Raw genomic sequence first — 18,338 nt, 5'->3', positions numbered from 1 at the left:
CGTTGCCCGCGCCGCCGTCGATCTTGCCGATCCCGCTCAGGGTCGTGGTCGAGAAGTCCAGCACGTCGCCGTTGGCCGAGCCGGCGATGGTCACGCCGGCGAACCCGCCGCTGGTGATCAGCTCGACACTGCTGAAGCTGGACAGGCCGATGATGGTGTTGGCCGCCAGGGCCGTGACCGTGTCGACGCCGTTGCCGCCGTTGATGGCGTCGGCGCCGTTGGTGGTTCCGGTGAACTGGAAGACGTCGTCGCCGTCCCCGCCAGCCAGGATGTCGTCGCCGTCGCCGCCCAGGATGGTGTCGGCCGCCGCCGTGCCGATCAGGATGTCGGCCCCCGCGCCGGCGTTGAAGGTCGAGATGCCGACCACCGAAACCGTGGAGAAGTCGAGCAAGTCAGCCCCGGTCGAGCCCAGGATCGATACGCCGGTGAAGCCGCCGGCGGTGATGGTCTCGATCTCGCTGAAGCTGCGCAGACCTATGACCGTGCCGTTGGCCAGGGCGGTGATCACGTCATTGCCGGCCCCGCCGGTGACCGCGTCGTAGCCCAGACCCGCGCCCGTGAAACTGAAGACGTCGTCGCCGTCGTCGCCGAAGCTGGAGTCGTCGCCCACGCCACCGATCAGGGTGTCATTACCCAGGCCGCCGCGCAGGGTGTCATTGCCCGCGTCGCCGCGCAGATAGTCCGCACCAGCGCCGGTCTGGATCACGTCCGCGCTGTCGCCGCCCAGGACGGTGTCGTCGTCGGCCCCGGTGGTGATGTTGTCCGCGCCCAGGGTGCCGGCCAGATAGGCGATGCCGGTCAGCTTGACCGCCGAGAAGTCCAGTGTCTGACCCAGCCATGAACTGCCGGTGTAGCGGTCCTGCAAAGCGATCGAGACGCCCGTGAAGCCGCCCGCCGAGATCTCCTCCACCTGCAGGGTCGCGCTGACGCTGGGACCCAAGCCGATGTTGAGTTGCACGCCCGCCTGGCCGGCCTGGATCTTGTCCCAGCCATTGCCGCCATAATAGGAATCCACCTGCGGATTGACGAAGAACAGGAAGGTGTCGTCGCCGTCGTCGCCATACAGCAGGTCGTTGCCGCTGTTGCCCGAGACCCGGCCGCCGATGATGATGTCGTCGCCCGCCCCGCCATGGATGGTGTCGCCGTCATTACCGCCGTCGATGACATCGACGCCCGACGAGCCGGTGATGGTGTCGGCGCCTGCGCCGCCCTGGATCTCTGCAACGCCGTCCAGCGCCACGCCGGTGAAGTTCAGGATGTCGCCCGTCGCGCCGCCGGCGACCACCACATTGGCGAAGCCGCCGCTAGAGATCAGTTCGATCCCGGAGAGCCCGCTGCTCTTGAGGCCGATGACCACGTTGTCGGCGGTGGCCAGGATTTGGTCGACGCCGCCGCCGCCGTTATAGGTGTCGGCCTCGACCGTGAAGGTGTTGGCCAGGAAGATGTCGGCCCCAGCCCCGCCGTTCAGGGTGTCGGCCCCCGTCCCACCGATGACCAGGTCCGCGTCCGCCGTGCCGGTGAAGGTGTCGGCGCCCGCCCCCAGGTCGATCGGCGCGGTGATGCCGTCCAGGACTACGGCCGAAAGGTCCAACGTGTCGGCGCCCGCCGAGCCGGCGATCGAGACGTTGGCGTGTCCGCCGGCCGAGATGGTCTCGACGCCAGACAGTGAGCGCAGGCCGATTACCGTGCCGTCGGACTCCGCGCGGATGGTGTCGGCGTCCGCACCGCCGACGATCGCGTCAAAGCCCTCGCCCGTCCCGTCGAACAGGAAAAGGTCCGCGCCCGCCCCGCCGTTCAGGGTGTCGTCGCCCGCGCCGCCGATCAGCACGTCGTCCTTGCCCGCGCCCGTCAAGACGTCGGCGCCCGCAAGGCCCGACATCGTCCAGCGGGCGTTGGTGTCGGCCGCCTTGTTGTCGGCGCCGCTGGTGCCGGTATAGGTGACGTTCTCGAGGAAGTCGGTGACGTTGATCGTGAAGGTGACGGTCGCCGAATAGGCCAGGCCGTCGAACACCCGCACCTGAATATCGTGGGACGTGGCCGTCTCGTAGTCGATCAGGGCGGCGTTGGCGACGCTGACCACGCCGGTCGCGGCGTTGATGGCGAACCGCCCGCCCGCGTCGTCGACCAGTTGATAGACGCGGCTGTCGCCGGCCGTGTCGGTCGAGGATAGGGTCAGGCCGCCGACCACGGCGCCGTTGACGGTGTCCTCGGAGATGGCGTTGGCCGCCGCGTTGACGTCGACCGGATCGCTTGGCGCCACGTTCGACGGCGCGCCAATCGTCACCAGCGCGTCGGCGAACAGCAGGAACTCGACGTTCGTCAGGGTGTCCTGGCCATCGAACTCCAGGGTCAGCGCGGGGTCGCGCAGATCGGTGACGGTGGTCACTCCGCCCACAGTGACCACGCTGTAGTCGGTCTCGTTGCCCAGGAAGAAGGCCGTATCGTCGCCTGTCCCGCCGTCCAGCAGGTCGTCGCCGTCGCCCCCGGCCAGGAAGTCGTTGCCGGCGTCGCCGTTGATGACATCGCTGGAGGACATACTGCCGACGATCCAGTCCGATCCGTCGCCCCCATTGATCGAGCCGATCCCGACCAGCAAGGTGGTCGACAAGTCGAAGACGTTGTCCGTCGCATCGCCCGCGATCACCACGTTGAGGAAGCCGCCGGCGCTGATCACCTCGATGCCGCCCACGGACGACAGGCCGATGACCGTGCCGTCGCCGGCCATGCCGCCCGCACCGTCGCCGACCGTTATGGTGTCCTCAACACCAGCGCCGCCCGAGATGCGATCAAACCCGCCGCTCGTGCCGAGGAAGTAGAACGTGTCCTCGCCGTCGCCGCCGTCCAGGTCGTCATCGCCAGCGCCGCCCAGCAGGAGGTCGTCGCCGCCGCGCGCGATCAGCACGTCAGCGCCGTCGTCGCCGAACAACACATGGCTGGAGTCGTTGTCGATCAGGTGGTCGGCGCCCGCGCCGGTGCGGATGATGACGAGGGCGGTCGTATTCACTCCGGTCAGATCCACCGTCGTATCGGCGGCGCTGAACTGGAGTTCGGTAGAGGTTAGGCCACCGATGTCGATCTTCTCGACGCCGTAGATCGCCTCGGCGTAGATCGTAGACGACGCCATGATCGTGTCGAAGCCGGCTCCCCCGTTGTAGGTGTCGAAAAACACCCCATCGGCGCTGTCGACATAGAAGGTGTCGTCGCCGTCCTCGCCGCTCAGATAATCCGTGCCGCGACCGCCGAACAGCCGGTCGGCGCCGGTTCCGCCGAAGACGGTGTCGTCGCCCGTGTCGCCGTAGAGCCAGTCGGCGCCCGCGCCCCCCGAAAGGAAGTCATTGTTGAAGCCGCCGTGCAGGGTGTCATCGCCGTTCTGCCCATACAGCGTGTCGTCGTCGACTCCGCCCGCGATGTAGTCATCGCCGTCGCCGCCAAAGATGAGGTCAACAAAATCCGGCGAACCCTCATCGCCAAGATACGTATTATCGCCCGAATCCAGAGTCTTGACGTACATGGCGCGCCTCCGATGACATCGGGGCGGGGCGGCACGAACTGTGCGACCAAATTACTTCACTACGAAGCGCCCGGACAAGCGCAACCTAGACTATAAGGCCCTCAAATCGCGTCCAGTGAAAAATGCAGCCTAAGAGGCAATTTTTCCGAATACGACCTCAAGCTTCGATGTTGATGGACTGGCCGAGCGCCGACCACTTGAAGCCGGAGGAGCTGGAGTCATCGATCTGGGCGCTGACATCGACGCCGTTGGCGATCGCCAAGGCCTTCCCATCCGACTTGACCGACACCGACCAGCCTTCGCCGCCGGTTGACTGGACATAGTCGCCGACCTTGAAGGAACCATCGTCCGCCTTCGACAGCGGCGTGCCGGTGATCGTGAACTCCTGCGCCATCTTCCCGGACGCCCCGTTCATCAGCATCATCGCCCCGCGCTGAATTTGTTGATGGCTGCGAATGAACAGGTCGACGACCTTGTCGCCCCCCCGGGCCCGCAGGTCCTCGATGTAGTTCTTGTCGGCCAGCAGGCGCGTGGCGCCGTTGTAGGAACTGACGCCGATATTCAGGGTCTCGATGTTGGTGCGCGCGGCCTTGGCCATACCCGTCGCCATCTGGACGTTCTCGGACTCGACCGAGCCGCGCGGATAGGACGGTGTCGCAGAGGCCGACGTACTGTGTTTGGTCGCGGGCGACGGCGGGATTGGAGCCGTGTTCGCGGGGGTCACCGCCGAACTGGGACCCGCCTCGGCCGTGGCCGCGCTCAGCCCCACCATCCGCGCCTTCAGGGCGAGCAACGACGTGGCGCCAATCGCATCAACCATCACGCTTCTCCGCTCGACTCGCGCGAACACCATACAAATCCAATTCACAACATATGCGCTAGTTACAAACAGTTCGTGAATTTCACGCTCGACGCTAGCCAAGCCCTCCCGCTCGCCTCCATTAGATCTTGGCAGGCCACCTCATGAGGCGCCCAAGCTGATCGAAGCTGCATCGCATTGATCAGGCGAGGGCCAGCTAGGCAGGGCGTTCGAGGTCGCCGCCTACCGAAATGAAGCCGTGCGCCTCCACGAGGGTCGCGTCGCCCGTCGTGATCCGCGCCAGGGGATTGGGCCGAGGCTCGGCGACCTTATGCAAGCTGTTGCCGTCGACGTGGCGAAAGGGCGCGCTTCGCCCCCGGACCTGGAGCATGGTCGTGGAGACGTACGACCATCCGCCATCGGCGCCGAACCGCACATCGAGTTCGTAGGAGTCCGTCCGAAAAGCCCATTCCAGGAAGTCGGTCGAGCAGATCCCATAGCCAGGCCCGCCCCGCTCGGCCCTGACGACGAGGCCTGAGCCGTTCGGCGTTGTCCGCCCCTTGGCAAGCGCCACCTGCCCACGCGGCAGGGCCAGGGTCTGCATGATGAGTCCGGTGGCCGGCTCCCAAAGCCAATAGCCGACCTGGTCATGGAAGGTCGTCTCCTCGTCCGAGGCGACGATGTGGACATGGTAGCGCAGGCCGTAGAAGAGCTGCGGCCCGTTCGCCTGGGGATCGATCGGCTGCATCTCGATGCGTTCGAGGTAGTCGCGCCGCTCAGGCCCCTCGGCCTTGGGATTCAGGTCAACGCCCTTGCGGCCCTCCCACACGCCGGCCAGCCGTCGCAGAGGGCCCAGGTTGGCCAGCGTGTCGGGATCCACGTCCTCGGGTTCGGAGAAGATGTCGTCGGGAAAGTTGATCATCGTCTTCTGCGTTCATGGCCGGAGATCGGCGGCGCCGACAGGCCGTCGGGAGGACGTCGCGTCAACGTCCGCCGAGCCGGGTCGCTATCAGGACCGCCTTGGCGGCGGGCTGGGGGGCGGTGAGCGACAGGGTTTGGAAAGTCTTGAGCATGGAAATCTCCGGCGCCACGACGGCCCATGCGAAGAAGGATGTTCGATCTTCAGGACCTCGCCTATCTCGCGAAAGGGACTGCCCTCCCCCTTCGAAGGTCTAGGCGCCGGCGCGATAAGCCTAGGAGGCAATGGCGTCTCAGGACGTCGGTCGCGCCTATTTCCAGGGTCCAGATCGGCCACGTCCCAGGGCTCCGACCAATCGGGCGGCTATGCGCCTGTATGAGGCGGCCTCGCCTCATACAGGCGCCGGTGTCCAACCATCGCTCGGTCGGCGTCCGCCCTATGCAAAGGTCGAGGATGTACAGACCACACGCATGATGGTCGGGACATGTCGGGTCCAGCAAGCTCGGGCTATTCGAATGCGTTCTAGAGGCCCGGTCTATCCGTCGCTTCAACGTCTTCAAAAGTCGCGCCGAACCGAGAAAGGAGACCTGGGAAATGGTCCAACGCACCTCTTTGCCAAGTTTCGCCAAAGACATTATGCCAATGTTTCGGCCTGACGACATCGCCTGCATGCGCCCCATGGGCGTCCGGCTGAACAATCCCGACTGGATGACCGACCCCGGCGGCGACCCAGAGTATCCGGATTACGCCAACGCACGGCGCGTGTTCGCGGTGCTGCAAAAGGGCTCGATGCCGCCCGACCAGCCCTGGCCTGACGCGTGGTTGACGGTCTATCAAGACTGGATGGCGAACGGCTTCGCCCCCTGAGTCCAGAGAAAGGTCGGCGGCGACGTTCCGGTCAGGGCGCGAACCTTCTCGGGGCGAGACCTTGATCACGCCAAGCGTCTCAGCCCGCCAAGCTCGGGAGCGATAGCCGTCGCCTGTTTTGAATTCAGGACGTGCGCGAGGAGCGCGCCAGCATCTTCGCCAGCGGCGTCGGCGAGATGTCCGACGGGAAACCACTCTCCGCCCTTCAGCACGCACTCGAACAGTCGTGGAGCCGTTCATTTACGGTCGGTCCTGGTGGGTTTTTACCCACGCTAGATCGACCAATTTGAATTGGGCAGATGCGATAAAAAAGTGACCGATTCCAAAGGGATCGGCCACTTGTTTACAACAACGTCCTTGAGGAAAATTAGAACGGAATTTCGTCGTCCAGGTCGGCTGAGAAGCTCTCGCGCGGGCCGCTGGGCTGGCTGCGCGGCGCGCCGCCGCCGAAGTTGCCGCCGCCGCCACCGCCGCCGGCGTAGCCTTCGTCATAGCCGCCGCCCGACGAAGCGCCGGCGTTGTCGCCGCGGCCGCCCAACATGGTCAGTTCGCCGCGGAACTTCTGCAGCACGATCTCGGTCGAATACTTCTCGACACCCGAGGCGTCGGCCCATTTGCGGGTCTGGATGGCGCCCTCGATATAGACGGTCGAGCCCTTGCGCAGATAACTTTCGGCCACCTTCACCAGGTTGTCGTTGAAGATCACCACGCGGTGCCACTCGGTCTTTTCCTTGCGCTCGCCCGAGGTGCGGTCGCGCCAGGTTTCCGACGTGGCCAGGCGCAGGTTGGCGACGCGGTCGCCCGAGCTGAGGGTGCGGATCTCGGGATCGGCGCCGAGGTTGCCGACCAGAATGACCTTGTTGACGCTGCCCGCCATGGGGAAGATTCCTGTTCACGCCCGGCGACCCAACGCGCCGGCATCTGGCGCGGACGTTAACGGGTTCCTAAAGGCAAAATCAAGCTTTGTTCCACAAATGTTCCTGTGGACCGAGGCGGGTTATCCCCGGGTTTGCGGCGCGTCCTACTGGGCCGGCATCGCCCCCGGCACGGCCAGGCGGCCGTCGCCCGTGCGGACCAGCGACATGAACCGGGCCCCTTCGTAGGTGTCGCCCAGATAGATGCCTTCCTTCTGCAGGAAGATGAACTTGCCCTGGTAGGCGCCGGTCATTTCGCGATTGGGGCTGCCCAGGCGAACGAAGCGCAGGCGCATGCCCTCCAGCTCGGCCGCGCAGAGTTCGAGGCTCGGCACGTTCTGGGCCACAGGGTTGAACTTCAGCGTGCCGTCCTTCTGCTCGATCACGTGCAGGCAGACGCCGGCCTGGAACGGAGCCTTGGTCTGTTTCTCGCAGCCGGTCAGGCTGACGGCGGCGGTCGCGGCGAGGAGCGAGAGGGCGACGACGGGAAGGCGCATGGCTTGAGGCTCTCTCTAGGCGGACGGGACGGAGCAGCTCGGCCCCAGATCAATGATCGGATGGAAGGTGCGGTTGTCGGACGAGGATTCGACCTTGCCCGGCACCAGGCGGATGGTCTCGTCGCCCCAGCGGCCGTAGGTGGCGCCCCCGGCCTTCTCGCACTTGCCGCTGGAGATCTGCTGGGCGCACGCATTGACGGTGATCTCGCCAGGCAGCTTGCGCCATTCGCCGCCGGCATAGCGCCAGCAGGCGGCCAGGGGCGCGCTGGACACGGCGGGGGTCGAGACGGTCGGCGTCGCGGCGGGCGCCGGGACGGCGGGCGTCTCGGCGGGCGGCGGCAGCGGCGTCAGCACCAGGCCCGCCTGGTCGGCGGCGGCCAGGGCCCCGGTTTCATCGACGCCGACATCCAGGGCCCCGGTCGCCACGCCGTTCTTCTTGGCGCACTCGGCCAGGGTGGTCTCGCCGACGAACTGGCCGCCGACGAAGCAGCGCAAGGGGCGGTTGGCGTCGAGCTTGGTGTCGTCGGCCCTCCCCGTCTCGACGATCAGGCCCGAGCGCGAAGCCGGCGGGTCTTCGGTCGGCGACTTGGCGCCGTGCATCAGGGCCAGGGCGATGCCGAGACCCGCGACCAGGGCCAGGGCCGCGCCGCCGCCCAGCAACACGCGTCGATCTTTGAGAAGTTCCATGATCCCTGGCTACGACGCGCCGATGACGCTTTCAAGTCCAGGCGCGAAGAAGGCTCGGGAGACCTTCGAAGGATGGCGCTGACGCGCCCTAGCCGCCCCCGGTCAGGCGGTTCAGCGCCGCCTGGTAGTTGGCGATCTGGTTGGTCAGATAGGCGGGGACCGGGCCGTCGACATGGCCGGAGGACGCCGTCGCATCGGCCCGCTTCACGCCGTTGGCGGTGTCGGCCATCTCGCGATAGGCGGTGCGCACCGCCGACAGGGCCTTGGTCATGGCCGCCACGGCCGCCTTGCGGCCGACGTCGTCGGTGAGGTCCAGGCCCGTATCCAGCGAGAAGCCGTAGATCGGACCCTTGCCATCGGCCGAGATAGTCTGGCCGTGGTCGGTCTTGGTGTTGCGCACGATGCCCGGCTTCAGCCCAAGCGACTCCAGCACGTCGGTGCCGCCCTTGCCGGGCAAGATCTCGACCGTGGACGTGGTCTGGGAGGGGCTGATCCGCAGGGTCCGATTGTTGCCGACGCTGCTGAACTCGACCTTGGCGGCGAAGCCCGTGGCCTTGCGGATCTTGTCGGCCAGGGTGTCGAGGGTGTCGTCGGCGGCGATCTTGATGGTGGTCAGGGTTCCGCGCGCCCGGGTCCGGACCTGGAAGGTGTCCCCCGCCCGCGCGGACGTCGCCGAGACGATCTTGTCGGTCTGGGTGAATTCCATCTCGCCGCGCGGGATGCCGAAGATGTCCAGCGCGCTGGAACCGGAGGCGTCGACCGCGATCGAGGTCGCGGTGGCGTAGCCGTCCTTGCCGGTCAGCCGTTGCTCCCAGGTCGCTGCGCCCGTGGCGACGTCGATCTGGGCGACATAGCCGTCCTTGTCGCCGACGGTCGGCTGGCCCGCCAGGTCCTTGCCGGCCGACCCCACCAGCCAGGCCTGGCCGTTGGACACCGCCATGCCGGTGACCGTGTCGTCGCCCGTCCCGCCGTAATAGGCCAGGGTGTCCTGGCTCTTGTCGGCCAGGTTCAGGGACATCCGGGCCACGAAGCCGTCGGAACCGCCCGAGGCGGCCTTGGTCTGGTTGTTGACGTCCAGGGCGCCGTTGGTGGTCGAGCCGCCGATGTAGAGCTGGCCGTTGTCGATCGTCAGGCCGGCGATATTGCCGCCCTTCAGCGTGCCCAGATCGCGGGTGGCGCCGGTCGTGAACGTGGCCGCCTTGGTGTAGGTGGTCGGTTCGGTGACCCAGACTTCCTTGTCGTTCAGATAGGTGCGGTCCTCGGTCACGACGCTGGTCGCCACGTTGAAGCTGCGAAGCATCGCCTCGCTGCCCTCCTTGCTGGCGACCACCACCTGCCCGCCGTTGACGACGATGCCGGCGACGGTGTCGTCGTTCTCGCTGCCGAAGTGGGTGGTGAACAGGGCCTTGGGCGTGCCGGAGATGTCGGTGGCGAAGCCGGTCAGGTAGCTGTCGTAGCCGCCCGCCGAGGCGTTGGTGGCCGAGCCGGGAATGTCCGACTTGGTGCGGCCGCCCACATAGACGACGCCGTCATCGCCGAAGGCCACGGCGGTGGCCTCGTCCTCCAGCATGCCGCCCCGGCGCACCGTCCAGGTCTCGTCGCCCTTGTCGTCGTAGAGGGTGACGAAGCTGTCGGTGATCGTGCCGGCGGAATCGGAATTGATCGGGCCGTTGGTGGCGCCGGAAAGGCCGCCGGCCACCGAACCGGCGATCGCCACCTGGCCGTCGTCGGAGATGGCCATGTTGTAGCCGGTGGCGGTGTTGGAAGCGCCCAGGGTGCGGGCGTAGAGCAGCTTGCCGGACGAGTCGTACTTCAGCAGGGCGACGTCCTGGTCGCCCTTGATGGTCTGGGTGCTGGTGACGCCGTCGACGTCGGCCAGCACGTAGAGCGAGCCGTCGGGCCCGGTCATGGTCTTGTGGACGGTGCTGACCGTGCCCTCCAGCGTGTCGGAAAACACCTTGGTTCCGGGCGTGACGCCCGCGCCGGGGCCGTACTTGGTCAGGGTGTTCTCGATCACCGCGTCGTCGGTAGTCGTATTCTTGTCGGGGTCGGGGTTGCCCGCCGCCGTGGTGATGTAGACCGCAGGCTTCGGCGCGGGGGCCGAGAAGGTCAGGGTCTCGGTCAGGTCGCCCTTCACCTGCAGGGCGAAGTCGTCACCGGTGGCCGGCAGCTTGACGGTCTGGCCGTTGACGGTGGTGGTGCGCTCCTCGCCCACGGTGCGGTTGACCGCGAACTGGGTGTCGAAGCCGGCGGCGGCCAGCTTGCCGTTGAAGAAGCTGACGACATTGGCCATCGTCCGCGGCGTGGAGCCCATCTGGGACAGGTCCATGACCACGTCGGTGGCGACGCCGAACTTCTTGACGTTCATCGTGAAGCTGACGGCGCCCTTGAAGGTGGGGACCTCGTCGTCGACCTGGCCGCTGTAGATCTTGTTGGTGACGTAAGTGTAGTTGCTCTTGGGCACGCCGACCGTCGACTTGTCGCTGGTCATGACCGCGCCGGTCGTCAGGCGCATGCCGTCGGTGCTGAGATTCTGGACGTAGCTGTTGACCTCGTTCAGCCCCTTGCTGAACACCGCCTGCAGCCGCTTGATTTCGCTGTCGGTCACGCCCTTCTCGTCGGAGCGATTGGCGATGGCCGAGAGGGTGTTGAGCGCCTGGTAGGCGGCGAACAGCTTCTTGTAGTCGCCCGAAATCGTCGGGGCGGCGGCGACCGCCGCGCCCTCGTCGACGAACTTGCGACCGTTCAGGGCGGCCTTGACCAGGTCGCTGGGCTCGCTCGCCACCCCGGTCCAGGGCGCGCTGGGCACGGCCTTGGTCGTCGAGGAAGACGAGGACGAGACGTTGCTGGTCGACGCGGTCGCGTTCGCGGCCAGGCCAGCGGTCTTGGCCTGGTAGTAGCCGAGCAGCAGACTGGAATCGAAAGTGATCACAGCGGGTCCCATCGGGACGCGCGACGCCCCTTGATTCCGAGTGTCGGCGAGGAACGCTGACGTTTCGTTAAGACGTGTGAATCAGGCGGCGATCAGGTGAGCGTCGGTCAGGGACCGGCGGACGTCGCCGCGCAGCTCGCTCCATTCCTCGGCCAGGATGCCGAGCAGGACGACGTCGCGCGGCGCGCCGTCCTTGAGCACGTGACCGCGCAGATAGCCTTCGCGCCGAAAGCCGGAGGCCGCCTGGGCCTTCAGGGCCGCGTCGTTGTCGGCCATGACCTCGGCGAACACCTTGTGCAGGCCCAGCTCGCCAAAGGCGCGGTCCAGGCCCAGCACCTGGGCGGCGCGCCCCACGCCCCTGCCCCGCGCCTCGGCCGAGCCGAGGAACCAGTTCCAGCCGGCCCGGCGGTGATGGCTGAGCAGGCCCGTAAGGGTCAGCAGGCCGGAGGGCTCGCCCGAGCGGACGATCATCCAGCCGCGCATGTCGGGATCGGAGCGCAGGGCCTGGAACCAGGCGGCGTGGGCCTCGCGGCTCGGAAAGGCCGCGTCGGACATCCACCGGTCGACCTCCGGCTCGCCCCGCCACTGGAACAGGATCGCCTCGTCGCCGTCCCTCAGATCGCGAAGCTCGATCATACCGGGTCGATTCTCCCTCGTGTCGCGCCAGAGAGTCTAGCCCGCCGAAGACGTCAAGCCTAGCTGCCGCCGCTGAACAGCGACAGGATGATCTGCGGCGCCTGGTTGGCGATCGACAGCGCCTGGGCGCCGAGTTGCTGCTTGACCTGCAGGGCCTGCAGCCGCGCGCTTTCCTTGGCCATGTCGGCGTCGACGAGATTGCCCACGCCGGTCTCGAGCACATCGTTCAGCTTGGAGACGAAGGTGTTGTGGGCGTCGATCTGCTTGGCTTGCGAGCCGATCGAGCCGACCGCCTGGTTCACGGCGGTCATCGTGGTGTCCAGGCGAGTCAGCACCGCCGTCGCCTGGGTCATGGTGCTGATGTTGTCGGTCGCCGTCAGGGTGTTGATCGTACCGCCCAGCGAAAGGTTCTGCAGGTTCAGCGTGATGACCGTCGCGGCGTCGGCGTCGGCCAGGAAGGTGATGTTCGTCGGCTCGCTGCCGTTGAGGATGTTGGCACCGTCGAAGGTGGCGCTGTTGATCACCTGGGTCAGGTTCTTCAGCAGCCCCTGGAAGTCAGCGTTCAGGGCGGTGCGCGACGAGGTCGACAGGGAGGTGTCCTTGGCGGCGACCACCTTCTCGCGCATCTGGGTCAGCAGGTCGGAGACCGATTCACCGGCGGCCAGGGCCACGTCGGTGATCGAGGTCGCGCGGTCCAGGCTCATCTTCACCGCGTTCAGGGCCGAGCGATCGGCGCGCTGATCCTGGGCGATCGACCAGACGGCGGCGTTGTCCTTGGCGGTGGAGATCGCCAGACCCGTGTTGATGCGGGACTGCACGCCCGACATCTCGTCGTTGGTCTTGTTCAGATTTTGCAGGGCGATCAGCGCAGGCTGATTGGTGTTCACGCTCAGCGTCATCACGGTCTCCGAACGGCGGTTCTTGCCAGTGGGGCTCGGGACGCGATTCGGCGGCCGAGCAGGTCGGCCGTGAAAGTGGGGCTGAGGGAGTAAGAATATGGTTAACGCGCGTAAACCATGTTTCACCTGCGACGCCAGGTCGCGGTGAGCACGGCCGCTCGACGGACGTTCAGGTCAAGGCGTCGAAGACTTCGCCCGGATCGTAGTGCTCGGCCTGCTTGAACCGCAGGACCTCCTCACGCGGAAACTGCTGCAGGATATCGCCCGTCCGGCGGTCCACCGTCTTGTAGACATAGGTGCCGGTCTTGCTGTCCTGCTCGATCACCAGCCGCAGGTCTCCCGGCTGGGGGCCGTCGGCCGTCGCGGGCTTCTCCACCGACGCCGCCTCCTTGGGCGCGGCGCCCAGGGACCCTGGCGACAACAAGCCGGCGGCGGGCTGGCCTGAGACGGTCGTCGCGGCGCCCACGGCGGGCGTGGACGGATCGGGCATGATGGGCGTCAACGCGACTTTGTTTTCCATGACTCCTATCGCGGCCGGTTCGCGGCGGCGCCTCTAGTGGCCCCTCCCCTTGCGCGAAAGCCCAAGAGAAAGGCGGAGGCGGGCCCGAAGACCCGCCTCCTTCTTCGTTCCTATCGGAACAGGCTGAGAATCGACGACGTCGACTGGTTGGCGATCGACAGCGCCTGCACGCCCAGCTGCTGCTTGGTCTGCAGCGATTGCAGCTTGGCGCTTTCCTTGGCCAGGTCGGCGTCGACNGTCGACTGGTTGGCGATCGACAGCGCCTGCACGCCCAGCTGCTGCTTGGTCTGCAGCGATTGCAGCTTGGCGCTTTCCTTGGCCAGGTCGGCGTCGACCAGGTTGCCCACGCCCGCGTCGAGGCTGTCCTGCAGCTTGCCGACGAAGGTCAGGTGGGTGTCCAGGCCGGTCGAGCTGGTGCCCAGCGAGGCCAGCTTGTTGGTCGCCGTGCCCAGGGCGGTCGAGATCGTGTTGATCATCGTCTTGGCCGCGGCGGCGGTCGTGAACGACGACGACGCCGTCAGGCCCAGGCCAGCCAGCGACAGGGTCTTGGCGTTGACCGTGAACTGCGTGCCGTCCGAATTGGCCAGGAAGGCCAGCTTGGTGGTCGAGCCGTCGGCGATCGAGACGCCGTTGAACTTGGCGTTGGTGACGGCCTTGGTGATCTGGTCGCGCAGGCTGTCGAAGTCCGAAACCAGGGCGTTGAACGAAGCGGTGTTCAGCGAGGTGTCGGAAGCGGCCAGGGCCTTTTCCTTCATCTTGCCCAGCAGGTCGGTGACCGTATCGCCCGCGGCCAGGGCCACGTCGATGGTCGACTGGCCGCGTTGCAGCGAGTCCTTCACGGCGTTCAGTGAATTGGCGGTGGTCGATTGGTTCTTGGCCATCGCCCAGATCGCGCCGTTGTCCTTGGCGTTACCGACCTTCTTGCCGGTGTTGATGCGCTGCTGGGTGACCTGAAGTTCGCTGTTGGTGGCGTTCAGGTTTTGCAGGGCGATCAGCGCGCCAGCGTTCGTGTTGATGCTATTCAGCGGCATCGCGACAGTTCCTATTCAAGGGTTCCGACGTCATTTTGACAGCCGGGAGCATTTTGCTCGGAGAACTAGGCAGCAAAGATCGGGCCAAAACTGCCCAGTGGGCAAAAATCGGCAAGCCCCTGAAAGATCTAGATTATACTTTGATTTACCATGATTTTGATCGGCAATAATTGCCGGCCGTCTTGCGGGGTGGGAAAATTATGCCGGGCAAATTCAGGTTGAGTTCGGACTGGTCGACGAACTCATGCCGTAAAAAAAAGAAAGACCGGACGGCCCGTGGGCCGTCCGGCTTTGATCGCTTCTTGAAGCCTAGCCGCCGATCACTTGAACAGCGAAAGGATCGACTGAGGCGTCTGGTTCGCGATCGACAGGGCTTGAACGCCCAGTTGCTGCTTGGTCTGCAGCGATTGCAGCTTGGCGCTTTCCTTGGCCAGGTCCGCATCGACCAGGTTGCCGACACCCGCGTCCAGGCTGTCCTGCAGCTTCCCCGTGAAGGTCAGGTGCATGTCCAGGCCCGTCGAGCTGGTGCCCAGGTTCGCCAACTTGTTCGTCGCCGTGGTCAGGGCCGTCGTGATCGTGGCGATCATCGTCTTGGCCGCGGCCGCGTTGGCGAAGGTCGACGTCGCCGTCAGACCCAGGCCGACCAGCGACAGGGTCTTGGCGTTCACCGTGTAAGCGACACCGTCCGAGTTGCTGAGGAACTGCAGCTTGGTGGTGGTGCCGTCCACGAGGCTGACGCCGTTGAACTTGGCGTTGGTGACAGCCTTGGTGATCTGGTCGCGCAGCGAGGTGAAGTCCGAAACCAGGGCGTTGAACGAAGCGGTGTTCAGCGAGGTGTCGGAAGCGGCCAGGGCCTTTTCCTTCATCTTGCCGAGCAGGTCGGTGACGGTGTCGCCAGCGGCAAGGCCCACATCGATCGTCGATTGTCCGCGCTGGAGCGAGTCCTTCACGGCGTTCAACGAGCTCGACGTAGCGCTTTGCATCTTAGCCATCGACCAGATCGCGCCGTTGTCCTTGGCGTTGGAGATCTTCTTGCCGGTGTTGATGCGTTGTTGGGTGCTTTGGAGCTCCGAGTTGGTGGCGTTCAGGTTTTGCAGCGCGATCATGGCGCCGGCATTGGTGTTGATCGAGTTCAGCATGATGGTTCTCGCCATTTTGGGAGGATTGCCCCGGCGTTTTGCCGGTCGGGCGTTTTGCCCGCGGAACCCATCGCAAGCGGCGGGCCAATTGGCGCCGCCTTGGAGAAATTTCTAAACTGCTGATTTTTCTGATTTTTCCCAGAGATCTCGCCGGATACGAAACCGCCCGGCGAATGCAGAATTCGCCGGGCGGCAGGTTTTTCCGGAAAGGTTTGCCGGAGGGCGAAAGCCGCCCTCCTCGCCTGGGTCAGGCCGCGTCGGCGCGGCCGGCCAGGCCTTGCATGATCATGCGGTTGATCTCGATCAGCGGCTCGAAATCCTCCTCCTTGCGCATGATGGCGCTGGAGTGGCGGCCGACCCAGAGGCTGAGCGAGATGATGCTGGCGCGCAGCTGCACCGGCAGGGTGTTCTCCGGCAGCGAGCAGTCGGTCGCCAGGGCCGACCAGACGCGACGGTTCCAGTCCAGGGCGTCGATGCGCGTGGCGATGTCGTCCGCCGGAGCCTCGGACGCCGCCATCAGCGCGCGCGTCACCTGACCGAACAGACGGTACTCCATCTCGCGCGGGTTTTCGGTCCGCGTCGCCGTCTGTTGATAGGCCCTAAGAGACATGCCCCAACCTCTGATCTTCGTATTCGATTAGCTTACGGCTCAACATGAGCGCCTTGTAGTATTCGCGCGCCATCACGTGCTTGGAGATGGCGATACAGTCGCTCAGCACCTCGGGATTGCGCACCACGCCCATGAATTCGGTCAGGCGGGTGGCGAATTCCTCGTACTGACGCTCGGCGGCGGACTCATCCAGGTACATCATCATGACCGGGAAATAGATCCGACGCGCAGGCGTGGTCGCCTCGTCGGGCTGCATGATGTCCTTCTCACGCAGCACCGAGGCCTTGTTCTGAAGCACCAGCACGCCGCGGCGGTCGCCGTTCTGGACCACCGCGCCGTTCAGCACGAACTTCTCGCCGGGTTTCAGCGACAGCTTCAATGGCACAGGGCCGCTCCCTTTTGCATTGCTGTGTCGCCCCACCCGCCGAGATGACGGTTTCGAACCAGAAGCTAGGCGGAGGCGGTTAACGTCCCCTTGCCAAGCCTGCGACCGTGGGACGCAGCTTAGGATACAATTAAGCATACTGACCCAGAGGATGACTCTCTGAAATCGCCAAGGCCTCAATGATGTCCAGCGTCCGCGACACCCAGATCTCAGCCAGCGCCCTGGCCATCGCCCAGGAAGCGGTCGCCCAGGCCGTCAACTTCGGCTTCAAGACGACCGTCGGCGACGCGGCTTCGGTCGAAGCCCTGGCGCGGCTGGATCGCCAGACCAACGAGGTTCGCAACCAGGAAACCGCCCGGCTCCTGGCCCGGTCCATCCATGCCATGCAGAACCGGGACTTCGCTCACGGCGAGAAGCTGGCGTTGGAGGCCCTGGAGCGGGACGACAAGCTGGGGGTGGCCTGGCATGTGCTGGGCATCGCCCGCGAAAAGATCGGCGACTTCGCCGGTTCGATGCGCTGTTACGAGGTGGCGCTCAAGCTGCTGCCCGACCACGGCGCCGTCGCCGGCGACCTGGGACGCCTGGCCTTCCGCATGGACATGCCGGAGATCGCCGCCAAGTTCTTCATGCACTACATCAACGCCCGCCCAGGCGACCTGGAAGGCGTCAACAACCTGGCCTGCGCCCTGCGCGACCTCAATCGCTGCGACGAGGCCATCGAGGTCCTGCGCCCGGCGATCAACGACAATCCCGAACAGCCGCTGCTCTGGAACACCCTGGGCACGGTGATGTGCAGCCTGGGCGACGGCAAGACGGCGGTGACCTTCTTCGACGAGGCCCTGCGGCTGGCTCCGGATTTCGGCAAGGCCTACCACAACCGCGCCTACGCCAAGCTCGACCTGGGCGACGTCGCGGGCGCCCTGGCCGACTGCGACCTGGCCATCGCCGCGGTCGAATCGGCCGAGGACCTGGCGACCATGCAATTCGGCCGCGCGACCATCCTGCTGGCCCTCGGGCGAGTCGAGGAAGGCTGGAAGGCGTACGAGGCCCGGTTCTCCACGGACCTGGTCGAGGCCCCGCGCTTCACGATCGAGGCGCCCCGCTGGCGTCCGGGCATGGACCTGGCCGGCAAGTCGCTGATGATCTGCGCCGAACAGGGCCTGGGCGACGAGGTCATGTTCGCCAACATGATGCCCGACGTGATCGAGGCGCTTGGGCCAGACGGCAAGCTCACCCTGGCCGTCGAGCGGCGGCTGGTCCCGCTGTTCAGGCGCTCGTTCCCCCAGGCCGACGTCTTCCCGCACAAGACGGTCTCGTACGAGGGCCGCGTCTATCGCGGCGCGCCGGAAATCGAGGACTGGAGCGGCGTCGACCTCTGGACCCCGATGGGCGACCTGCTGGAAACCTTCCGCCCCAGCCTGGCCGCGTTCCCGGACCGGCCGAACTTCCTTCAGGCCGATCCGGCTCGGGTGGCGCACTGGCGGCGGACGCTGGAGGACGCGCCCAAGGGGCCCAAGGTCGGGCTGCTGTGGAAGAGCCTGAAACTGAACGGCGAACGGGCCCGCCAGTTCTCGCCGTTCATGCTGTGGCGGCCGGTGCTGGAAACGCCGGGAATCACCTTCGTCAACCTGCAGTACGGCGACTGCGACGAGGAGATCGCCCTGGCCAAGGCGGAATTCGGCGTCGACATCTGGCGGCCGCCGGGCATCGACCTGAAGCAGGACCTGGACGACGTCGCCGCCCTGTGCTGCGCCATGGACCTGATCGTCGGCTTCTCGAACGCCACCACCAACCTGGGCGGAGCCTGTGGGGCGCCGATCTGGATGCTGACCGGGGCTGCGTCCTGGACCCGTCTGGGCGCCGAGATCTGGCCCTGGTACCCGCAGACCCGCTGCTTCATCACGCCGGACTTCAACGACTGGACTCCGACCATGCAGGAGGTGGGCGCCGCCCTGCACGAACGCTTCCCCGCCGGCTGATCCACAAGCTTCG

General features: G+C 66.0%; 16 protein-coding genes and 1 pseudogene. 2 read left to right on the top strand and 15 right to left on the bottom strand.

Annotated elements, in window-relative coordinates; genetic code table 11:
* From ASD47_RS04390 to ASD47_RS04380, 3 genes are all read right to left on the bottom strand, one after another.
* A partial coding sequence (locus tag ASD47_RS04390) for an S-layer family protein (protein ID WP_056752182.1) occupies window positions 1-3,511 on the bottom strand: 3,511 nt, incomplete at its 3' end.
* Between the two features lie 157 nt (window positions 3,512-3,668).
* The gene (locus ASD47_RS04385) at window positions 3,669-4,433 is read right to left on the bottom strand and encodes a hypothetical protein (protein WP_156402108.1); all 765 of its coding nucleotides are present in this window, start codon (window positions 4,431-4,433) and stop codon (window positions 3,669-3,671) included.
* Window positions 4,434-4,527: 94 nt separating this feature from the next.
* Complete coding sequence (locus tag ASD47_RS04380) at window positions 4,528-5,232, bottom strand: FABP family protein (protein ID WP_056752177.1); 705 nt, start codon at window positions 5,230-5,232, stop codon at window positions 4,528-4,530.
* A gap of 591 nt (window positions 5,233-5,823) precedes the next feature.
* Between ASD47_RS04380 and ASD47_RS04375 the strand changes: the two genes are divergently transcribed.
* Window positions 5,824-6,096, top strand: a complete 273-nt coding sequence (locus tag ASD47_RS04375; protein WP_156402107.1) for a hypothetical protein — start codon at window positions 5,824-5,826, stop codon at window positions 6,094-6,096.
* A gap of 367 nt (window positions 6,097-6,463) precedes the next feature.
* On the opposite strand, the gene ssb is transcribed toward ASD47_RS04375, so the two are convergent.
* The 12 genes and pseudogenes from ssb to flbT all read right to left on the bottom strand — a co-directional run bounded on the left by ssb (window position 6,464) and on the right by flbT (window position 16,346).
* Complete coding sequence (gene ssb / locus ASD47_RS04370) at window positions 6,464-6,973, bottom strand: single-stranded DNA-binding protein (protein ID WP_056752171.1); 510 nt, start codon at window positions 6,971-6,973, stop codon at window positions 6,464-6,466.
* Between the two features lie 144 nt (window positions 6,974-7,117).
* Window positions 7,118-7,507 (bottom strand): hypothetical protein, encoded by a 390-nt coding sequence (locus ASD47_RS04365; protein WP_056752168.1) that lies wholly within the window; start codon window positions 7,505-7,507, stop codon window positions 7,118-7,120.
* A 15-nt stretch (window positions 7,508-7,522) separates the two neighbouring features.
* Window positions 7,523-8,194, bottom strand: coding sequence for a hypothetical protein (locus ASD47_RS04360; RefSeq protein ID WP_056752164.1), 672 nt, complete (start codon window positions 8,192-8,194; stop codon window positions 7,523-7,525).
* An 88-nt stretch (window positions 8,195-8,282) separates the two neighbouring features.
* Window positions 8,283-11,126: a hypothetical protein gene (locus ASD47_RS04355; protein ID WP_056752222.1), complete on the bottom strand. Its 2,844-nt coding sequence runs from the start codon at window positions 11,124-11,126 to the stop codon at window positions 8,283-8,285.
* Between the two features lie 81 nt (window positions 11,127-11,207).
* A complete protein-coding gene (locus tag ASD47_RS04350) occupies window positions 11,208-11,762 on the bottom strand; it encodes a GNAT family N-acetyltransferase (RefSeq protein WP_056752162.1) in 555 nt (184 codons plus the stop codon).
* 59 nt (window positions 11,763-11,821) lie between these two features.
* The gene (locus ASD47_RS04345) at window positions 11,822-12,661 is read right to left on the bottom strand and encodes a flagellin (protein ID WP_056752159.1); all 840 of its coding nucleotides are present in this window, start codon (window positions 12,659-12,661) and stop codon (window positions 11,822-11,824) included.
* Window positions 12,662-12,830: 169 nt separating this feature from the next.
* Window positions 12,831-13,181: a flagellar protein FlaG gene (locus ASD47_RS27395; RefSeq protein ID WP_235525759.1), complete on the bottom strand. Its 351-nt coding sequence runs from the start codon at window positions 13,179-13,181 to the stop codon at window positions 12,831-12,833.
* 110 nt (window positions 13,182-13,291) lie between these two features.
* Window positions 13,292-13,417, bottom strand: a pseudogene (locus ASD47_RS28090) (flagellin); the annotation flags it as partial.
* A gap of 1 nt (window position 13,418) precedes the next feature.
* Window positions 13,419-14,212: flagellin (locus ASD47_RS04335; RefSeq protein ID WP_235525758.1), on the bottom strand; the 794-nt coding region annotated here is incomplete at its 3' end.
* 320 nt (window positions 14,213-14,532) lie between these two features.
* On the bottom strand, window positions 14,533-15,354 hold the full coding sequence (locus ASD47_RS04330) for a flagellin (protein WP_056752218.1): 822 nt from the start codon (window positions 15,352-15,354) through the stop codon (window positions 14,533-14,535).
* A 244-nt stretch (window positions 15,355-15,598) separates the two neighbouring features.
* The gene (gene flaF / locus ASD47_RS04325; protein WP_029589244.1) at window positions 15,599-15,961 is read right to left on the bottom strand and encodes a flagellar biosynthesis regulator FlaF; all 363 of its coding nucleotides are present in this window, start codon (window positions 15,959-15,961) and stop codon (window positions 15,599-15,601) included.
* Window positions 15,951-16,346, bottom strand: a complete 396-nt coding sequence (gene flbT / locus ASD47_RS04320) for a flagellar biosynthesis repressor FlbT (protein ID WP_056752156.1) — start codon at window positions 16,344-16,346, stop codon at window positions 15,951-15,953. Before flbT ends, flaF begins: the two co-directional genes overlap by 11 nt.
* Before the next feature lie 182 nt (window positions 16,347-16,528).
* Here flbT and ASD47_RS04315 point away from each other — a divergent pair, with 182 nt between their 5' ends.
* Entirely contained in the window at window positions 16,529-18,325 is a 1,797-nt protein-coding gene (locus ASD47_RS04315; protein ID WP_056752215.1) for a tetratricopeptide repeat protein, read from the top strand.
* Window positions 18,326-18,338: the final 13 nt, after the last annotated feature.

The sequence above is a fragment of the Caulobacter sp. Root1472 genome, assembly GCF_001426985.1.
Taxonomy (GTDB): domain Bacteria; phylum Pseudomonadota; class Alphaproteobacteria; order Caulobacterales; family Caulobacteraceae; genus Caulobacter; species Caulobacter rhizosphaerae.
This window is presented reverse-complemented; position numbering and strand designations above follow the sequence as displayed.